We start from the raw sequence: 18,372 nt of genomic DNA, 5'->3' as shown, positions 1-18,372 counted from the left end.
GTCAGCGCAACGCCTTACTCGTGAAACGCGGCCACCGTCTCCTTGCTGCCGACAAAAAAACTGTCCGCCACAATGCGCAGCGGCTGCAGGTCGAGGTCGCTCTGCTTGTCGGCGATCAATTGCGCGAAATGCCGGTACATCGCCGGGTATTCGCCCTCCTCTGAGACGCCCTGCGGCACGCCATCGATGCTGACCTGAGCGCCGCCGGAATCCAGACGCATCATGCCTTCATCGCTGTGCAGCTCGATGCGCCACAGTTCGTTGTCGCTGTGGTCGAAATCGAACTCGGCCAGCACCTCCACCTGGGCCTGGCTTCGAATGCTCAGGTTCGCAGCAATCGGGGACTGGCAGTTGTCCGGCACGCTCAACGCGGCAGACGTGACGAACAGCGAACCCGGAAGCAGATCGGTGACGATGGACAGCGCGTTGATGCCCGGGTCGAACACACCCAGACCGCCTGCCTGCCAGATCCACGCTTGACCGGGGTGCCATTTGCGCACCTGCTCTTTCCATTCGACGCGCACCTGGGTCAGGGTTCTGCCCTTAAGCCATGCTTTGGCGTTCGCCACACCCGGCGCGAAACGCGAATGCCAGGCGAACAACCCACTGACACCCGCCTGTTTCACCTCATCGATCAGCGACATCGCTTCACCGAGGGTCGAGCACGGTGGCTTTTCCACCAGCACATGCTTGCCGGCGTCGAGGGCCTGTTGAACCAGTGCGAAACGGCCTTGCGGCGGTGTGCAGAACGCAATCGCATCCACCTGCGGACCGTGCGCGAGCAGATCGGCGAGCGAGCTGAAATTGTCGACGCCGGGGCAATGTGGACCCAAGGTGGCGACGGCCACCAGCTCGAACTGCGGGTTGGCGCGGATCGCCGGCACGTGCTGGTCTTGCGCGATCTTGCCGTAACCCACCAGCCCTAAACGAATCGGATGCATCGATGACTCCCATGATGTTGTCGTTGTTATGGTCAGGCACGCCCGGCAGGCCGTGCCTCAAAAGCAATTCAATGCGCGACGTCCTGTTGATACTCGCGCGGGGTGCAGCCGAACTCTCGGCGAAACACGGTATGCAGGTACTGCGCGGATTTGAAGCCGCAATGCTGCGCGATGTCAGCGATGGCCGAATCGGTTTTTTCCAGCCGCGAAGCCGCCGCCGCCAACTTGAAGCGAAGGATTTCGTCATGCACGCTGCAACCGCGCGCCTTGCGGAAATGCGATTCCAGCGAAGAGCGCGAGATCCCGACATACCCCGCGACCTGCGCGGTCTTGATGCCCTGGCACGCGTACTGTCGAATGAAGTGCAGCGCCTGCATGACGTAAGGGTTGCCCAACGGCTGGTGCAGGCTCGAGGCCTGCACGTTGATGGCTTCCGGCGGCACCAGAATCTGACTTGTCGTGGAGGGCATGCCGTGCAGCATCTGGTGCAGCAAGGCTGCAGCCGTGCGGCCCATGCTTTGGGTGCCCTGAATCACCGAGCTCAGCGGCACGCGGGTCAAGGTGCGGGTCAGCGGATCGTTGTCGATGCCGATCAGCGCCACCTGCTCCGGCACGGCGATGCCCGCCGTCAGACAGGCCTGCAGCAACTGACGGGCACGTGCGTCGCTCACGGCAATGATGCCGATGGGTTTGGGCAGACTCTGCAACCAGGCGATTTGCTGTTCCACGGCGCTGTCCCAAAGCGGCGCGCTGGTGCTCAGGCCTCGATAGACCTCGCCGCGCAAACCGTCTCGTTGCAGCAGGCGGCGGAAGGCCTTTTCCCGCTCCTGCGCCCAGCGATTGCTCTGGGCTTCCGGCAGGCTGAAGCAGGCAAAACGCGTCAGCCCGGCCTCGATCAGGTGCTCGTACGCCAGCTTGATGAGCGCGAAATTGTCGGTGGCCACATAGGGAATGTGCTTCGGGTAGGCGCGCTCGTCTTCGTACGAGCCGCCGACCGCGACCACAGGCAGCTTGCTTCCGGCCAGCGCCTCGCCAATCAGCGGATCGTCAAAGTCGGCAATGATCCCGTCGCCTTGCCAGCGCTCGATGCCTTTCAAACGGCAGAGAAAATCCTCCTCAAGGAACAGATCCCAGGACGCGCGCGTGCTGCTCAGGTAATTGCCGATGCCGGTGATGATGCCGCGATCGTAGATCTTGCCGCCGTTGAACAGCAGGGCAATACGGTGAACGGGCGGGACGGTTTTCATTGTTTTTCCCCGAGCCGGTGAAACAGGTCGGCACAGACTAGGCCTGCGCGAGGCGAATCTCAATACTCAAAATCGAACACCGAGTTGGTGATTTTCATAATTTTGAAGGTCAGGCCCGTTGTTAGTATCGGGACAGTCGCCGATCAACCAGAACAACAAGGAAACGACCGATGCCCTGCTTCCCCGAGATCGACAGGATTTGCTACGAAGGTCCCGACAGCGATTCTCCCCTCGCCTTCCGCCATTACAACGCCGACAAGATCATCCTTGGCAAGCCGATGCGCGAGCACCTGCGCATGGCGGCCTGCTACTGGCACACCTTCGTCTGGCCAGGCGCCGACATGTTCGGCGTCGGCACCTTCAAGCGTCCCTGGATCAAACCGGGCGATGCCATGGAGCTCGCACGCTTCAAGGCCGAAGCCGCGTTCGAGTTCTTCTCCAAACTGGGCATCGATTACTACAGCTTCCATGACACCGACGTGGCGCCTGAAGGAGCCAGCCTGAAGGAATACCGCCACAACTTCGCGCACATGGTCGACGAGCTTGAACGTCATCAGGAAAGCAGTGGCATCCAGTTGCTGTGGGGCACCGCCAACTGCTTCAGCAACCCGCGCTTTGCGGCGGGCGCTGCGAGCAACCCGGACCCGGAAGTCTTCGCCTATGCCGCCACTCAGGTGTTCAGCGCCATGAACGCCACGCAGCGCTTGAAAGGCTCGAACTACGTGCTGTGGGGCGGTCGTGAAGGTTACGAGACGCTGCTCAATACCGACCTTAAGCGCGAACGCGAGCAACTGGGGCGCTTCATGCGCATGGTGGTCGAGCACAAGCACGCGATCGGCTTCAAGGGCGACCTGCTGATCGAGCCCAAGCCGCAGGAACCGACCAAACACCAATACGATTACGACAGCGCCACCGTGTTCGGCTTTTTGCAGCAGTACGGCCTGGAGAAGGAGATCAAGGTCAACATCGAGGCAAACCACGCGACCCTCGCGGGCCACAGTTTCCATCACGAAATCGCCACGGCGGCCTCGCTGGGCATATTCGGCAGCATCGACGCCAACCGGGGCGACCCGCAGAACGGCTGGGACACTGACCAGTTCCCTAACAGTGTTGAAGAGATGACCCTGGCGACCTACGAGATCCTTAAAGCAGGCGGGTTCAAGAACGGTGGCTTCAACTTCGACTCCAAGGTGCGCCGTCAGAGCCTTGATGAAGTCGACCTGTTCTACGGCCACGTCGCAGCGATGGATGTGCTTGCCCTGGCCCTTGAGCGCGCGGCGGCCATGATCGAAAACGATCAGCTTCAGCAGTTCAAGAACACCCGCTACGCCGGTTGGGATCAACCGTTTGGCCGCGCCGTCCTGTCCGGGGAGTTCAGCCTGGAAGCGCTGGCGCAACATGCGTTCGACCATGAACTCAACCCACAGGCGGTCAGTGGCCGTCAGGAGATGCTCGAAGGCGTGGTGAACAGATTCATCTACCGCTGAGCAGTGTCTGGTACCGGCTCCCAGGTCTTGCATTGATGTTGTAGGAGCCGGCTTGCTGGCGAATGTGGTGCGTCACTCACCCTTGCGATTGACTGACACACCGCCTTCGTCAGAGGCGGCCGCATGACCGGTAGGAGCCGACCGCAGCACGCCGGCTCCTGCAAAAAGACCCGCACAGTGGTTCAAAAGGTGGCGGTTACAATCTCGCGACAATTCGTTGCTCGCGGGCTCCGACAACTCACTACAGTTTTACCCGGTAACACGTACACGCTCAGGAAGTGCCCCCAAACAACAATAAAAGGACGCACCACAATGAAAAACCTGAAACGCACCTTGCTCGCCAGCGCCCTGGCCCTGCTCAGTCTGCCGGTGATGGCCGACGCGGCCCATCCGAAAATCGGTTTCTCCATCGACGACCTGCGACTGGAACGCTGGTCGCGCGACCGTGACTACTTCGTTGCGGCAGCCGAGAAGATGGACGCCAAAGTCTTCGTTCAATCGGCCGATGCCAACGAACAGAAGCAGATCTCCCAGATCGAAAACCTGATTTCTCGCGGCGTCGACGTGATCGTCATCGTGCCGTTCAACGCCACCGTGCTGACCAACGCAGTGGCCGAGGCCAAGAAAGCCGGGATCAAGGTGGTGTCCTATGACCGCCTGATCCTGAACGCCGACATCGACGCCTACATCTCGTTCGATAACGAAAAAGTCGGCGAAATGCAGGCCGCCGGCGTGTTGAAGGCGCAGCCGAAGGGCAACTATTTCCTGCTCGGCGGCGCCCCGACCGACAACAACGCCAAAGTGCTGCGCGAAGGCCAGATGAAAGTGCTGCAGCCGGCCATCGACAAGGGCGACATCAAGATTGTCGGCCAGCAGTGGGTCAAGGAATGGAACCCGACCGAAGCCCTGAGCATCGTTGAAAACGCCCTGACCAAGAACAGCAATAAGATCGACGGCATCGTCGCCTCCAACGACGCCACGGCCGGTGGCGCGATCCAGGCCCTGGCCGCGCAGAAACTGGCGGGCAAGGTGCCGATCTCCGGTCAGGACGCCGACCTTGCGGCGGTCAAACGCGTGATCGACGGCACCCAGACCATGACCGTCTACAAACCGCTGAAGCTGATCGCCTCAGAAGCCGCCAAGCTCTCGGTGCAACTGGCGCGCAACGAGAAACCGGCGTTCAGCTCTCAATACGACAACGGCACGAAAAAGGTCGACACCATCCTCCTGACCCCGACGCCGTTGACCAAGGACAACATCGAACTGCTGGAGAAGGACGGGTTTTACACCAAGGATCAGATCGCCGGGAAGTGATCGCCCCTCGCAGGGTGCCATAGCTGCAGTGTGAGCCCTGCACCGACACCTGTAGGAGCGTGGCTTGTCCCGCGATCGGCGGGGAACCCGTCGTAAAACCTGACACTGTGGTTTGCCTGCCACAACGCGTCTGCTGAATTTACGACGGCTTCGCCGCCGATCGCGGGACAAGCCACGCTCCTACATGATACCTCCGGCCTGTCCTGGAATACCGCGCAATGTCCGACTACCTGCTGCAAATGAACGGCATCGTCAAATCCTTCGGCGGTGTCAACGCCCTGAACGGCATCGACATCAAGGTCCGGCCCGGCGAGTGCGTCGGGCTGTGCGGCGAGAACGGCGCCGGCAAATCGACCCTGATGAAAGTGCTGTCAGCGGTCTATCCCCATGGCACCTGGGACGGCGAAATCGTCTGGGACGGCCAGCCGCTCATAGCCCACTCCATCAGCGAGACCGAAGCCGCCGGGATCGTCATCATCCACCAGGAACTGACGCTGGTCCCCGACCTGTCGGTGGCAGAAAACATTTTCATGGGCCATGAGCTGACCTTGCCGGGCGGCCGCATGAATTACCCGGCGATGATCCATCGTGCCGAAGCCCTGATGCGCGAGCTGAAAGTGCCCGACATGAATGTCTCGCTGCCGGTTTCGCAGTACGGCGGTGGCTATCAGCAACTGGTCGAGATCGCCAAGGCACTGAACAAGCAAGCACGTCTGCTGATCCTCGATGAGCCCTCATCGGCCCTGACCCGCTCGGAAATCGACGTCTTGCTGGACATCATCCGCGACCTCAAGGCCAAGGGCGTGGCCTGCGTCTACATCTCGCACAAACTCGATGAAGTGGCCGCCGTGTGCGACACGATTTCGGTGATCCGCGACGGCAAACACATCGCAACCACCGCCATGGCCGACATGGACATCCCCAAGATCATCACCCAGATGGTCGGCCGTGAGATGAGCAACCTCTACCCCACCGAACCCCACGCCGTCGGCGAGGTGATTTTCGAAGCCCGGCACTTCACCTGCTACGACGTCGACAACCCCAGACGCAAACGCGTCGACGATATTTCTTTCACCCTCAAACGTGGCGAGATCCTCGGCATTGCCGGGCTGGTCGGCGCCGGTCGCACGGAGCTGGTGTCAGCGCTGTTCGGCGCTTATCCCGGACGCTATGAGGGCGAGGTCTGGCTGGAAGGCCAGAAAATCGACACCCGCACGCCACTCAAGTCGATTCGCGCAGGGCTTTGCATGGTGCCCGAGGACCGCAAGCGTCAGGGCATCATCCCCGACCTCGGCGTCGGCCAGAACATTACCCTGGCAGTGCTCGACAGCTTCGCGCACCTGACACGCATCGATGCCGAGAAGGAACTGGGCAGCATCGACAAGGAAATCGCGCGCATGCACCTCAAGACGGCGAGCCCGTTCCTGCCCATCACCAGCCTCTCGGGCGGCAATCAGCAGAAAGCGGTGCTGGCCAAAATGCTCCTGACCCAGCCGCGCGTACTGATCCTCGACGAGCCCACACGCGGTGTCGATGTGGGCGCCAAGTACGAGATCTACAAACTGATGGGCGCACTGGCTGCCAACGGTGTGTCGATCATCATGGTGTCGTCGGAGCTGGCCGAAGTGCTCGGCGTCTCCGACCGCGTACTGGTGATCGGCGAAGGCCAGTTGCGTGGGGACTTCATCAACCAGGACCTGACTCAGGAACAGGTGCTCGCCGCCGCGCTTAGCCAGCCCGACGGACATAACAATAATGATCGACCAGATGCCGTGGGGAGCTCCGCTTAAATGAATCAGGTCAAACAACTCTTCACCCGCTACAAAATGCTCGCGCTGGTCATCGCCATCGCCGTGATCTGGCTGTTCTTCAGCTGGCAGACCGAGGGCGGCTTTCTCACGCCGCGCAACCTCTCCAACCTGCTGCGGCAGATGTCGATCACCGGCATCCTGGCGTGCGGCATGGTGCTGGTGATCATCAGCGGTGAAATCGACCTGTCCGTGGGCTCGTTGCTCGGCTTGCTGGGCGGGGTGGCGGCGATTCTTGACGTGGTCTATCACGTGCCCCTGCCGGTAAACCTGGGCATCGTGGCGCTGTGTGGGCTGCTGATCGGGCTGGCCAACGGCGCCATGACAGCGTACCTGCGCATCCCTTCCTTTATTGTCGGCCTGGGCGGCATGCTGGCGTTTCGCGGGATTCTGCTGGGCATCACGGGCGGCACGACCATTGCGCCGGTGTCGCCGCAACTGGTCTATGTCGGCCAAGGGTATTTGCCGCCGCTGGTCGGCGTGACACTGGGGGTCCTGCTGTTCGCCCTGACTGTGTTCCTGACCTGGCGCCAGCGTCGCAACCGCGCGCTGCACGGCCTGGCCCCGCACGCACTGCTGCGCGATGTTCTGCGGGTCGTGCTGATCGGCGCGGTATTGGCAGGTTTCGTCTATACGCTCAACAGCTATGACGGCATCCCGGTGCCGGTGTTGCTGCTGTTGGTCTTGCTCGGCGTCTTCAGCTACATCACCAGCCAGACCGTGTTCGGCCGCCGCATCTATTCGGTGGGCAGCAACATGGAAGCCACTCGGTTGTCGGGCATCAACGTGCAGGCGGTCAAGCTGTGGATCTTCGGCATCATGGGCGTCATGTGCGCCCTGGCCGGGCTGGTGAACACGGCGCGTCTGGCGGCGGGTTCGCCGTCGGCGGGCAACATGGGTGAACTGGATGCCATCGCCGCCTGCTTCATCGGCGGCACGTCCATGCGCGGAGGGTCCGGCACGGTGTACGGCGCGTTACTTGGCGCGCTGGTGATCACCAGCCTGGACAACGGCATGTCGATGCTCGACGTCGACAGCTACTGGCAGATGATCGTCAAGGGCAGCATTCTGGTACTGGCGGTCTGGGTGGACGTGAGCACGCGCACCGGCCGGCGTTGAGCCGGGCTACAGAAAATCCCGGCGAGCAGCTAGGCTAAGCGCACTTCCGTTCCGGACACATTCATGCGCAACGCCCTGCTCGCCCTGCTTCTGACCTGCCTTGGCGCGAGTGCCCTCGCCGACCCTGTGTCCTGTCCAGCCGGGGAAAAACTCATCTGCCTCAATGGCTGCATCTGCTTGCCCGATCTGGGACAGATCCTCGGCAGCGGCCTGCCCACCGAAGTGACCCAGATCGCCGGTCCGGCGCTTGCCCTCTGGCTCAGCCAGTCCCGCGCCGACGCCGCCATGAGCGGTACACAACCCATTCCCGAGGCGATCCGCGAGCAACTGCTGCGCTGGTATCCGCCCAGCGTGCTGGACGCAGCCCTCTATAAAGTCGGCGACAACGGCGAACTCAGCGCCGCCAGCGCGATGATGCAAAACCCCGACATCGGCGCCGTCACCCTGATCGACATCATTGTCTTCCGCACGGCCGAGTCCGCTGAGCACGACGTTGCCCTGTGGGCTCACGAACTCAAACACGTGCAGCAGTATCAGGAATGGGGCGTTGACGGGTTCGCCCAGCGCTACACCCAGGATTTCAATGCCGTGGAAGCGCCGGCGTATCAGATACAGACCGAGGTCGGGCGCGTGTCACGCGGGCTCGATCCCTGAACCGGGCAGGCGAGCGCCGCGCTATCCCTCGTAGGAGCCGGCTTGCTGGCGAACCCGATGGTTGAGGCACGCACCTGCCGACGGGCTCACCGCCCTTCCAGCAACTCCCCAGCCTTGTCCAGCAAGCCCAGCGGATCGTCGGTCTTGTGAATGTCCACCGACAACAGCTGGCGGAATTTACGGGCGCCGGGGAAGCCCGTGCCCAACCCCAGCACATGGCGGGTGATGTGGTGCATCGAGCCGCCATCGCGCAGGTGGGCTTCGACGTAAGGACGCAGCTGCGCCAGTGCTTCGGCGCGGGTGATGGGCGGTTCAGTGCCGCCGAACAGTTCGCGGTCGACGTCCGCCAGCAGGTACGGGTTATGGTAAGCCTCGCGGCCCAGCATTACGCCGTCGAATGTTTTCAAGTGTTCCTGGCATTGCTCCAGGGTCTTGATGCCGCCGTTGAGGATGAACTCCAAGTCGGGAAAATCCTGCTTGAGCTGCGCGGCGACCTCATAGCGCAACGGCGGGATGTCACGGTTTTCCTTCGGCGACAGGCCCTCAAGGATCGCAATACGGGCATGCACGGTGAAACTGGTGCAGCCCGCGTCGCGCACCGTGCCGACGAATTCACAGAGCTGCTCGTAGCTGTCCCGGCCGTTGATGCCGATGCGGTGCTTGACGGTCACCGGAATCGACACCGCATCGCGCATCGCCTTGACGCAATCGGCGACCAGCTGCGGGTGGCCCATCAACACCGCGCCAATCATGTTGTTCTGCACCCGGTCGCTCGGGCAGCCGACGTTGAGGTTGACCTCGTCGTACCCCGCCGCCTGTGCCAGACGTGCGCTGGCGGCGAGGTCTGCCGGGTTGCTCCCGCCCAGTTGCAGCGCCAGCGGATGCTCGCTCTGATCGTGGCGCAGGAAACGCTCGCTGTCGCCGTGCAGCAAGGCGCCGGTGGTGACCATCTCGGTGTACAGCAGTGCGTTCTTCGACAACAGGCGCAGGAAGAACCGGCAATGGCGATCGGTCCAGTCCATCATCGGCGCAACGGAGAAGCGGCGTGAAGGTTCGCGGGGCGCGCTGGCGGGGCGTGAAGCGGTCATTGGCAGCATGGGGCGGTCAGAAGTGTCAGGCGTAATGGGCGCGCAGTTTAACAGTTAGCGCGATCAAGCTGTAGGCGCATGGCCATGTTCCGGATGGCGTGCGGCGCGCAATGCCCCTTTCCCGAGGCCCGAACTAAGTGGCAATGAGACATCACTTTTGCGCAACTTCGCGAGTGTTTCAGAATTGATACGAGAAGGGTTCGCGCCTCAATCCGAATCCCATATGCGCCAGAACAACGCCGTGCATCTGACTCGATTACCGCACGAACAATGTCTGGATCCAAGCCGCGTGCCAGACGCCTCCCGTTCAGACACCTGATTGAAACGGCGCAAATTGACTGACTTACATACACCCTCAAAACACTGACCCCGTTAAACATGACGCTTAATTATTATCGCCAAACTTTCATTACACGACGCCCCTCACACCGAGTAATAACAGCAAAAGAAAACACCCTGACGACTGCCTACTTAATCTCACACGCCCACTGACTTCAAACGCGCCCCCTTAATAAGAGGCTGCGATTAAACACACGTAAAAGACTCTCCGCGCAGTACGACACCTCGACATTCAATTAAACAGGCCTCACCGAGGCGCCCCTACCCACGCGTAAACCCCAGCATTTACAAGGGCTAACACCCAACCCCATACCTCTTTTTTTGACGCCATGAATTCTCTCCCCCTTTCATTAAGCCTCTATCGACTCAACTAAAAAACCGCACGCAATTTGACGCCAATAAAAATAATGAAATTATTTTTAAGTTCGTAGTGGCAAAGTGAATTTATTCCTATATAACAAGTACCAACTCTGTAACACCGGCCCTACAAACATGACGTACTCACGCGCTATTTGCGTCCTGATCGTACAACTGTGCGCGGCATCCACACTCTTTGCACAAACGAGCGTGAACAGTTCTGCGACCGTCGATCAACACCGCACACTCAATCGCCGAGATGTAGGCGGGCTGGTGATCGGCCAGACCATGACCATGGCCGGTCGTGCGTTCTACGACAGTTTTGCCAGTGCGTGGCGCGACAAGGACGAGGACGGGACCTTCACCGTCGCCATCAGCGAACGCCCGACTGCACGTCTGGGCAGTCAAGTGTTCGTCGACTACGGCAACCGCCGCCTGTTCTCGATGTTCCTGCCACCTAACCGTACGTTGATTCCCGCCATTGGCGCCGACGCCGCGGCGCAGGTGTATCAGGCGATTCTCGATTACCAACTCGCACAATTCTTTGGCGACCCGGACCTGGGCCGCGACGAACTATGAAAGGTATGGATATGCAGCGCATTTCACTGGCCGTAGTCAGCCTGGCACTTGTGTCCGGCGCCTTTGTCAACGCCCACGCCAGCGAGCTGGCTTATGTGCCCAACAACCCGTCATTCGGTGGCAACCCGCTGAACGGACCGGTGCTGTTGAACCAGGCGCAGGCGCAAAACCACTTTACCGAGAAGTCGTCGTCATCCGGCGCATCGGGACAGACCGCACTGACGCAATTCAACAGCATGTTGCAGAGCGCCATTCTCAGCCGCGTGTCGTCAGCCGTGACCTCCAGCATCGTCGGCGCCAACGGCCAACTGGTGCCCGGGATCGTTGAAACCACCGACTTCCGTATCTCGATCACCAACCTTCAAGGCGGGCTGCTGCAGATTGTCACCACCGACAAGAACACCGGCCAGACCACCCAGTTTCAAGTGAATCAACCGTAAGACCTGCCGCAAGACGATTTGCAACACCCCAAACCCAAGTACAAAACTGAAAAAGGAAGATCATGATGCACGCACGTAAATCCCTTCTGTCTCTCGCTGTCCTGATGGCTCTCTCTGGCGCAGCCATGGCTGACGACAGCACCGTCAACACCACTCAGGACGGTTCCAGCAACGCCCTGAACGTCGACCAGCAAGGCGCGACCCAGTCGACCGTCAACATCAACCAGAAAGGCAGCCAGAACACCGCCGGCATTCCTGCTGCAGGTCGTTACTCGGGCGCCGCGATCAGCCAGACCGCCACCTACAGCTCCCTGAATATCAATCAGAGCGGCAACTACAACAGCGCCGCTGCCAAGCAGTCCGGTAACAACAACTCCGGCGCGATCACCCAGACCGGTGGCTCTTACGTGCTGGGTCAGTCCGCAACCCTGGATCAATCCTCTGCGTACAACACCGCGACCATCGGTCAGGCGTCCAACACCCGTACCAGCGCCAGCATCACTCAGGGCAACGGCAACAACAACACCGCGACCACCTCGCAAACAGGTAACGGCAACGGGACTGGCGCGTCCATCACCCAGTCGGGCAACTACAACCTGGCAAGCGTGACCCAACAGGGCAACAGCAGCTTCATCTCCGGTACCGTCAACCAGACCGGCAACTCCAACACCGGCAGTGTTCTGCAGCTGAACAGCACGTATGCGGTCACTGCCAAAGTGGACCAGAACGGCAACAACAACCTGGGCAACGTTCAACAGAACGGCGCCAGCGCCAGCACCGCGACGGCCACACAGCGTGGCGATTACAACACCGCGGGCCTCTACCAGAGCGGCAGCTCGCTGGAAGCCAACGTTCAGCAACGTGGCAATAACAACTACGCGTCCAGCACCCAGACCGGCAGCTACAACGAAGAGTCCCTGCTGCAAACCGGCAACAACAACCGCGCGACCGTCAGCCAGACCGGTTCCAGCTCGGGCTACTTCAGCGCAGCCAACGTGGTGGGCGTGACTCAATCGGGCAACAACATGGTCGCCAACGTCAGCCAGTCTGGCGGTGGCGGCAACGTCGCAACTGTCTACCAACACTAAGATGTCTTACCCCGCCGGTGATCCGGCGGGGTTTTCTTTGTAGGAAGAATAAGAATGCGCGTCCGTTCGTTTACATTGATAGTCTCTGCCGTAATGCTAATCGCCGGCTGTGCCACTTCGCGTCCTGCAGCGACCATCTCGCCCGCTACGCTGTCGCCGCCGACACAGAGCCTGCGAGACCTGACGCACCTGCCTGCCCCAGCGGGCCCTATCAGCGTTGCCGTGTACGGCTTGCGTGACCAGACCGGTCAATACAAACCGTCACCCGACAGCTCGTTTTCCACATCAGTGACTCAGGGCGCCGCGTCGCTGCTGATCACTGCGCTGCGCGATTCGCGCTGGTTCAAACCGGTCGAACGCGAAAACCTGCAAGACCTGCTGACCGAGCGCAAGATCATCCGCGCGCTGGAGCAGCCACAAGACCAGTCCCAGGTTCAACTGCCCGCCTTGCGGCCAGCCAACATGATCATCGAAGGCGCGATCGTCGCCTACGAAAGCAACGTCAGGACCGGCGGTATCGGTGTTCGCTACCTCGGTGTAGGGCCGTCCGAGCTCTATCGCCAGGACCAGGTGACGGTGAACCTGCGCGCAATCGACATCCGGACCGGCGACATCATTCAGAGCATCACCACCACCAAGACCGTGTTCTCGATCCAGGTCGACTTCGGCATCTTCCGCTTCGTGTCGCTCAAGCATTTGCTGGAAGTGGAAACAGGCCTGTCACGGAACGAGCCCGTGCAGCAATGCGTACGCGAAGCCATCGAAACCGCGCTGATCCACATGATTGCCCAAGGTGCGCGCGACGGCAGCTGGAACCTCAAGAACCCCGACGATCTGAACAAGCCGTTGTTGCAGAGTTATCTGCAGAGCTATGACGAACAAATGTCCACGGCGCCGATGGCCGAAGCCGACAAAGCGCTGCTGCCAACTGGAGACAAGAATGTCACTCAAAAATAACAAGGGTCGAAACGGCGTGCTGCTGGCGGCTTTGCTGCTCGGCAGCACCCTCTGCCACGCCGCCGATCTGGTGCGCGAAGATCGCTACGCCGACATCACGGTGGGCAACAGCGTCGCGACGATTTCGCAGATCGGTTCCTACAACAAGGCGCGGGTCGATCAGAGCGGTGCCTCGCAACGGATGGTGCAGAGTCAAGTGGGCAGTCGCAACCAGGCGGTCATCAACCAGAGCGGCGCGAACAACTCGATCACTGCGCAGCAAAACGGATCGGGTAACACCACGCAGGTCACCCAGTCGGGCAATCAAAACCAGACCGGCGTCGCGCAGCACGGCACCGACAACACGGCGAACGTGGTGCAGACCGGCGCCTATAATCAGGCATTCGTCGGGCAGTACGGACAGTCAAACCAAGCGACCGTGAACCAGGCCGGATTCGGCGGTACGGTGTCGGTGACCCAGTACGGCGATAACATGAAAGCCAGCGCGACGCAGAGGTAGACCTGATGATGGACGTTTCCCAACTGGCGGTATCGATCGATACCCAGCGCCATGGCGCGATGGTGGTCATTCGCCCGCACATCGAAAACCCGGTGCCGTTGACCCTGCAGTACCGCATGACGGTCAGCCAGACGAGCGTGAACGGGACGTCGAGCATCAATCAGCAAGGCGATGTGCAGAGCGGTGTTCCGGCCAACAGCGTGAGTTTGAACCTGCCCGCGGGCGGGACCTGCCAGGTGCATCTGCAGGTGTTTCAAGAGAACACGCTGGTAAAAGAGATGGACAGCGCGTGTGGTGGTGCGGGCAGTCAGTGACTGCGAAACGCCGGCGCGTGCCTGGGATCTGCTGATCACTGAATACGTTGCAGGAGCCGTCGGAGGTCACGACGGCCGCGAATGCGGTGTGCCTATGACAGTGATTTCAATGACCCACCGCATACCGTGTAGGAGCCGTCGGAGGTTACGACGGCCGCGAATGCGGTGTGCCTATGACAGTGATTTCATTGATCCACCGCATACCGTGTAGGAGCAGTCGGAGGTTACGACGGCCGCGAATGCGGTGTGCCTATGACAGTGATTTCATTGATCCACCGCACACCTTGTAGGAGCAGTCGGAGGTTACGACGGCCGCGAATGCGATGTGACTATGACAGTGATTTCAATGACCCACCGCACACCTTGTAGGAGCAGTCGGAGGTTACGACGGCCGCGAATGCGGTGTGCCTATGACAGTGATTTCAATGACCCACCGCACACCTTGTAGGAGCAGTCGGAGGTTACGACGGCCGCGAATGCGTTGTGACTATGACAGTGATTTCAATGACCCATCGCATACCGTGTAGGAGCAGTCGGAGGTTACGACGGCCGCGAATGCGGTGTGCCTATGACAGTGATTTCATTGACCCACCGCACACCTTGTAGGAGCAGTCGGAGGTTACGACGGCCGCGAATGCGGTATGCCTAAGGCAGTGATTTCATTGACCCACCGCACACCTTGTAGGAGCAGTCGGAGGTTACGACTGCTCCTACAGGATGCGTGGCGTATTCCCGACCGGGCAAACGTTAAATAAAGAATCACCGCCCGCATCGGCAAAAAACTCGAAAAACCCTTAAGTTGCAGCCATAAAAAAACCCGCCGAAGCGGGTCGTTTTTCAGTTCAAGGCCATTCCAACATCCTGTCGGCAGCGCTCCGCGCCATGGCTGATCATCCGTGATCTGCGAAGCGGTTCCTTCGCTTCAGTTGATGGATCCAATGTAACCCTCAAATGTTTCAGTTCATAGGGCGAGTTCGCCTTAGCCCGTGTAAGCCTTTGGCTATAGTCTCAGTCACTGACAGGTCAACGCGTCCGCTCACATCGCCCTGCTTCAATCGCCCAAGGCCGAAGCAACCGCACGCATCCACAGCGCCACCGCGTAAGCCCCTGGATCGACGTGCCCCAGCGCCCGCTCAGCGAGGTAGGAAGAACGTCCCTTGCTCGGCAACATCGTACGCGTCGCCTCAGCCCCGATCTCTGCGGCAATGGCCATTTGCAAGACCGCATCGGCCGTAGCCACACCCTTCGCTTGGGACGAAAGCGCAGCCGCAGCGGGAATCAGCGCATCCAGCATCGTTCTGTCGCCCGCACTGGCACCGCCGAGCCTCACCATCCCGTCGCACCCCGCTTGCAATGCCTCGGCCCATGCTCCCACAGAACCTGGTTCGGCGTGCTCCGAAAGCGCCACACCCGCACGCAGCACGAAAACGGCATACAGCGGCCCCGACGTCCCGCCCAAAACCCGCCGCAGAATGGCCGACAGCTGCTGCAATGCGACCGCTGGCCGGTCCAGCGCAAGTGATTCCAACGCCGCATCGATGGCTCGAGCCCCTCGCGCCAGACTGATGCCGATATCACCGTCCCCCACCACCGAATCGAGTTCCGTCAGCACCTGTTCGCTGTGCTGAAACGCCTGGCTGACCGCCTGCAGCACCTTCCTCATGGCATCAGCCTGGTCCGACGACCAGGACGCGCCTGTGAACGCATGCTGCTCGGTCACGCTCACCACCGGCACCCGGGAGACGACAGCACTGGGCGTCGTCATGCCTCGCCATGCGGTCGCGTCAGTCGGCGCCTTGAGTCGTGTCAGCAGCGCGTCATCGACACGCAGGATCGAAAGCGAACACCCCGCCATCTCAAGGGCTGTCAGGAACGTACCGACCATGACGGCCTCGACCTGCATTCCCAGTGCCGCACACCCCGATAACGCCTGACGCGCCACGATGTCCAGTTCCTGAACCGCCGTACCACCGAGGTTATTGACCATCAGCGCGATGCGCTCACCCGCCTTCAGCTCACCCTGCTCGACGAGGCGTGCCAACAACACGTCGACCATCTCGTCCGCCGATTGAATCCGGCCGCGCCGCACGCCGCTTTCCCCATGAATGCCCAGCCCATACTCGACCTCATCGTCGCCGAGGTTAAACCCCGGCTTTCCGGCGGCAGGCACGGTGCAGGCGCCGAGTGCCAGGCCCATGCTGAACAACCCCGCGGCCGCACGCTCCGCTTCGGCCTTGACCTGCGACAGCGTGAGTCCAGCCTCCGCTGCCGCACCGGCGACCTTGTGAATGAACACGGTTCCGGCAATGCCCCGCCGCCCGACTTGCCCGCCTTGGTTATCCAGCGCGACATCGTCACCGACAACCAGCATGTCAACTTCCACGCCCGCCGCCCTGGCGATTTCCGCCGCAAGCCCGAAGTTGAGACGATCGCCGGTGTAGTTCTTGACGATCAGCAACACACCCGCCGGTCCGGCAAGGGCCATGATCGCCTTCAACACCGCGTCGACACTCGGCGACGTGAACACGGGCCCGGCGACCGCAGCCGTGAGCATGCCGCCGCCGACATAGCCCCCATGCGCCGGCTCATGACCTGCGCCGCCACCCGAGATGATGCTGACTTTTCCGCTCTGGCCAAGCGCCTGAAAATCCCGGCGAGCAACGATGTTTTCCCCTTCCAGCAGCACTAGCCGCTGATCGGCCAGCACGGCCCCCTCCAGCATGTCATCGACGACACCCAGCGGGTCATTGATCAGTTTCTTCATGGTGATGATCCCTTTCGCCCGAATCGGTCAGACCACAATAGACGACAGTGCGGGGAACAACCCGCCACCTCCGGGCTCCAACCAGTCTGGATCGAGTATCCGCCCTCCTCGGGAACTGTTAACCACGCACCCTGACTGACAACCTTAACGTCATGTTTTTCCGGGATCGTGGCTGATCCACAGGTCTGCTGTTTGCGCAAATGCAGCCCTCTGGATCAGCGTGTTTGTTGCGGTTTACGCCCTTGAGTGACCGGCGGCGCTCGGGTAATGTCATCACACCCACAGGACAGAGCACGCTCATGACTTCCAAGCTGGAACAACTCAAAAAAATCACCACCGTCGTTGCCGATACTGGCGATTTCGCTGCCATTGAAAAGCTCAAGCCGGTGGATGCCACCACCAACCCTTCCCTGTTGCTCAAAGCCGCCTCCAGCGACAGCAACGCCGACCGCCTGAAAGAAGCGTTCAGCGGCGCGAAGAATGACATCGGCCTGGCCAGCGACCGTTTCGCCGTGGCGATCGGCCAGGAAATTCTGAAAGTGGTTCCGGGTCGTGTTTCCACCGAAGTGGACGCCCGCATCTCTTTCGACACCAACGCCTGCATCGAACGCGCAGAACGTCTGGTCGAGCTGTACGACCAGGCCGGTATCGGCCGTGATCGCATCCTGATCAAGCTGGCCTCGACCTGGGAAGGCATCCGCGCTGCGGAGCAGCTGGAAAAGAAAGGCATCCAGTGCAACCTGACGCTGCTGTTTTCCTTCGCTCAGGCCCAGGCCTGTGCTGACGCGGGTGTGTTCCTGATTTCGCCGTTCGTGGGTCGCATCTACGACTGGTACAAGAAGGCCGAAGGCAAGGATTACGTCGGTGCCGAAGACCCGGGCGTCAAGTCGGTCACCCGCATCTACAACTACTACAAGGCCAATGACTACAAGACCGTGGTCATGGGTGCCAGCTTCCGTAACTTGAGCCAGATCGAAGAGCTGGCCGGCTGCGACCGTTTGACCATCAGCCCGGACCTGCTGCAAAAGCTGGCTGAAGACACTGGCACCCTGGCTCAGAAGCTAAAGCCGGGTAACGGTGGCGAGCCACGTCAGACGCTGAACGAAAGCCAGTTCCGCTGGGCGTCGAACGAAGATGCGATGGCGACCGAGAAGCTGGCTGAGGGCATTCGTCAGTTTGCCCGCGACCAGGAGAAGCTCGAGGCGTTGTTGAGCGCGAAGGCGTAATACATCGGGCTTGTGAAAAAGGGCGGCATCCTTTTTGGGTGCTGCCCTTTTTTACGTCTATGGAATCGCGTCGTCGGGCTTGGGCTTTTGATCGTTCCCACGCTCCGCGTGGTACGCAGCGCATGACGCTCTGCGTCATTGGGGGCACGAA

At 60.7% G+C, this 18,372-nt stretch carries 16 protein-coding genes; 12 read left to right on the top strand and 4 right to left on the bottom strand.

Features of this window, described 5'->3' with window-relative positions; translation table 11 throughout:
• Nucleotides 1–14: 14 nt before the first annotated feature.
• Both AB4N84_RS20750 and AB4N84_RS20745 read right to left on the bottom strand, forming a co-directional pair.
• A complete protein-coding gene (locus AB4N84_RS20750; protein ID WP_460042930.1) occupies nucleotides 15–941 on the bottom strand; it encodes a Gfo/Idh/MocA family protein in 927 nt (308 codons plus the stop codon).
• Nucleotides 942–1,009: 68 nt separating this feature from the next.
• Nucleotides 1,010–2,188, bottom strand: coding sequence for a XylR family transcriptional regulator (locus AB4N84_RS20745; RefSeq protein WP_074749434.1), 1,179 nt, complete (start codon nucleotides 2,186–2,188; stop codon nucleotides 1,010–1,012).
• Nucleotides 2,189–2,358: 170 nt separating this feature from the next.
• Here AB4N84_RS20745 and xylA point away from each other — a divergent pair, with 170 nt between their 5' ends.
• The 5 genes from xylA (at nucleotide 2,359) to AB4N84_RS20720 (ending at nucleotide 8,570) form a co-directional block, all read left to right on the top strand.
• Nucleotides 2,359–3,675: a xylose isomerase gene (gene xylA / locus AB4N84_RS20740; protein ID WP_460042928.1), complete on the top strand. Its 1,317-nt coding sequence runs from the start codon at nucleotides 2,359–2,361 to the stop codon at nucleotides 3,673–3,675.
• A 312-nt stretch (nucleotides 3,676–3,987) separates the two neighbouring features.
• Nucleotides 3,988–4,989, top strand: a complete 1,002-nt coding sequence (xylF, locus tag AB4N84_RS20735; protein WP_460042926.1) for a D-xylose ABC transporter substrate-binding protein — start codon at nucleotides 3,988–3,990, stop codon at nucleotides 4,987–4,989.
• A gap of 218 nt (nucleotides 4,990–5,207) precedes the next feature.
• Nucleotides 5,208–6,779, top strand: a complete 1,572-nt coding sequence (gene xylG / locus AB4N84_RS20730) for a D-xylose ABC transporter ATP-binding protein (RefSeq protein ID WP_460042925.1) — start codon at nucleotides 5,208–5,210, stop codon at nucleotides 6,777–6,779.
• Nucleotides 6,780–7,916, top strand: a complete 1,137-nt coding sequence (locus tag AB4N84_RS20725; protein ID WP_346830043.1) for a sugar ABC transporter permease — start codon at nucleotides 6,780–6,782, stop codon at nucleotides 7,914–7,916.
• 63 nt (nucleotides 7,917–7,979) lie between these two features.
• Entirely contained in the window at nucleotides 7,980–8,570 is a 591-nt protein-coding gene (locus AB4N84_RS20720; protein ID WP_460042924.1) for an eCIS core domain-containing protein, read from the top strand.
• Between the two features lie 86 nt (nucleotides 8,571–8,656).
• On the opposite strand, the gene dusA is transcribed toward AB4N84_RS20720, so the two are convergent.
• On the bottom strand, nucleotides 8,657–9,658 hold the full coding sequence (gene dusA / locus AB4N84_RS20715) for a tRNA dihydrouridine(20/20a) synthase DusA (protein ID WP_460047076.1): 1,002 nt from the start codon (nucleotides 9,656–9,658) through the stop codon (nucleotides 8,657–8,659).
• A gap of 906 nt (nucleotides 9,659–10,564) precedes the next feature.
• Here dusA and AB4N84_RS20710 point away from each other — a divergent pair.
• The 6 genes from AB4N84_RS20710 (at nucleotide 10,565) to csgH (ending at nucleotide 14,231) form a co-directional block, all read left to right on the top strand.
• Nucleotides 10,565–10,933, top strand: coding sequence for a CsgE family curli-type amyloid fiber assembly protein (locus tag AB4N84_RS20710; RefSeq protein WP_074749427.1), 369 nt, complete (start codon nucleotides 10,565–10,567; stop codon nucleotides 10,931–10,933).
• An 11-nt stretch (nucleotides 10,934–10,944) separates the two neighbouring features.
• The gene (locus tag AB4N84_RS20705) at nucleotides 10,945–11,373 is read left to right on the top strand and encodes a curli assembly protein CsgF (protein ID WP_083370549.1); all 429 of its coding nucleotides are present in this window, start codon (nucleotides 10,945–10,947) and stop codon (nucleotides 11,371–11,373) included.
• A gap of 62 nt (nucleotides 11,374–11,435) precedes the next feature.
• Complete coding sequence (locus tag AB4N84_RS20700; RefSeq protein ID WP_460042923.1) at nucleotides 11,436–12,461, top strand: hypothetical protein; 1,026 nt, start codon at nucleotides 11,436–11,438, stop codon at nucleotides 12,459–12,461.
• A gap of 93 nt (nucleotides 12,462–12,554) precedes the next feature.
• On the top strand, nucleotides 12,555–13,418 hold the full coding sequence (locus AB4N84_RS20695) for a CsgG/HfaB family protein (RefSeq protein ID WP_460042921.1): 864 nt from the start codon (nucleotides 12,555–12,557) through the stop codon (nucleotides 13,416–13,418).
• Entirely contained in the window at nucleotides 13,402–13,917 is a 516-nt protein-coding gene (locus AB4N84_RS20690; protein ID WP_460042920.1) for a curlin-associated protein, read from the top strand. The genes AB4N84_RS20695 and AB4N84_RS20690 overlap by 17 nt, the downstream gene beginning before the upstream one ends.
• Nucleotides 13,918–13,922: 5 nt before the next feature.
• Entirely contained in the window at nucleotides 13,923–14,231 is a 309-nt protein-coding gene (gene csgH / locus AB4N84_RS20685) for a curli-like amyloid fiber formation chaperone CsgH (RefSeq protein WP_460042918.1), read from the top strand.
• A gap of 1,051 nt (nucleotides 14,232–15,282) precedes the next feature.
• On the opposite strand, the gene dhaL is transcribed toward csgH, so the two are convergent.
• Complete coding sequence (gene dhaL, locus AB4N84_RS20680; RefSeq protein WP_460042916.1) at nucleotides 15,283–16,995, bottom strand: dihydroxyacetone kinase subunit DhaL; 1,713 nt, start codon at nucleotides 16,993–16,995, stop codon at nucleotides 15,283–15,285.
• Nucleotides 16,996–17,294: 299 nt separating this feature from the next.
• On the opposite strand from dhaL, the gene tal reads away from it, so the two are divergent.
• Nucleotides 17,295–18,221 (top strand): transaldolase, encoded by a 927-nt coding sequence (tal, locus tag AB4N84_RS20675; RefSeq protein ID WP_074749421.1) that lies wholly within the window; start codon nucleotides 17,295–17,297, stop codon nucleotides 18,219–18,221.
• The last annotated feature ends 151 nt before the right edge of the window (nucleotides 18,222–18,372 follow it).

The organism is Pseudomonas sp. S2_H01, from assembly GCF_054668305.1.
This window is presented reverse-complemented; position numbering and strand designations above follow the sequence as displayed.

Coding starts and splice junctions, on each gene's coding strand:
- AB4N84_RS20750 (WP_460042930.1), bottom strand. CDS start 941: ATGCATCCGATTCGTTTAGGGCTGGTGGGTTACGGCAAGATCGCGCAA.
- AB4N84_RS20745 (WP_074749434.1), bottom strand. CDS start 2,188: ATGAAAACCGTCCCGCCCGTTCACCGTATTGCCCTGCTGTTCAACGGC.
- xylA (WP_460042928.1), top strand. CDS start 2,359: ATGCCCTGCTTCCCCGAGATCGACAGGATTTGCTACGAAGGTCCCGAC.
- xylF (WP_460042926.1), top strand. CDS start 3,988: ATGAAAAACCTGAAACGCACCTTGCTCGCCAGCGCCCTGGCCCTGCTC.
- xylG (WP_460042925.1), top strand. CDS start 5,208: ATGTCCGACTACCTGCTGCAAATGAACGGCATCGTCAAATCCTTCGGC.
- AB4N84_RS20725 (WP_346830043.1), top strand. CDS start 6,780: ATGAATCAGGTCAAACAACTCTTCACCCGCTACAAAATGCTCGCGCTG.
- AB4N84_RS20720 (WP_460042924.1), top strand. CDS start 7,980: ATGCGCAACGCCCTGCTCGCCCTGCTTCTGACCTGCCTTGGCGCGAGT.
- dusA (WP_460047076.1), bottom strand. CDS start 9,658: ATGACCGCTTCACGCCCCGCCAGCGCGCCCCGCGAACCTTCACGCCGC.
- AB4N84_RS20705 (WP_083370549.1), top strand. CDS start 10,945: ATGCAGCGCATTTCACTGGCCGTAGTCAGCCTGGCACTTGTGTCCGGC.
- AB4N84_RS20700 (WP_460042923.1), top strand. CDS start 11,436: ATGATGCACGCACGTAAATCCCTTCTGTCTCTCGCTGTCCTGATGGCT.
- AB4N84_RS20695 (WP_460042921.1), top strand. CDS start 12,555: ATGCTAATCGCCGGCTGTGCCACTTCGCGTCCTGCAGCGACCATCTCG.
- AB4N84_RS20690 (WP_460042920.1), top strand. CDS start 13,402: ATGTCACTCAAAAATAACAAGGGTCGAAACGGCGTGCTGCTGGCGGCT.
- csgH (WP_460042918.1), top strand. CDS start 13,923: ATGATGGACGTTTCCCAACTGGCGGTATCGATCGATACCCAGCGCCAT.
- dhaL (WP_460042916.1), bottom strand. CDS start 16,995: ATGAAGAAACTGATCAATGACCCGCTGGGTGTCGTCGATGACATGCTG.
- tal (WP_074749421.1), top strand. CDS start 17,295: ATGACTTCCAAGCTGGAACAACTCAAAAAAATCACCACCGTCGTTGCC.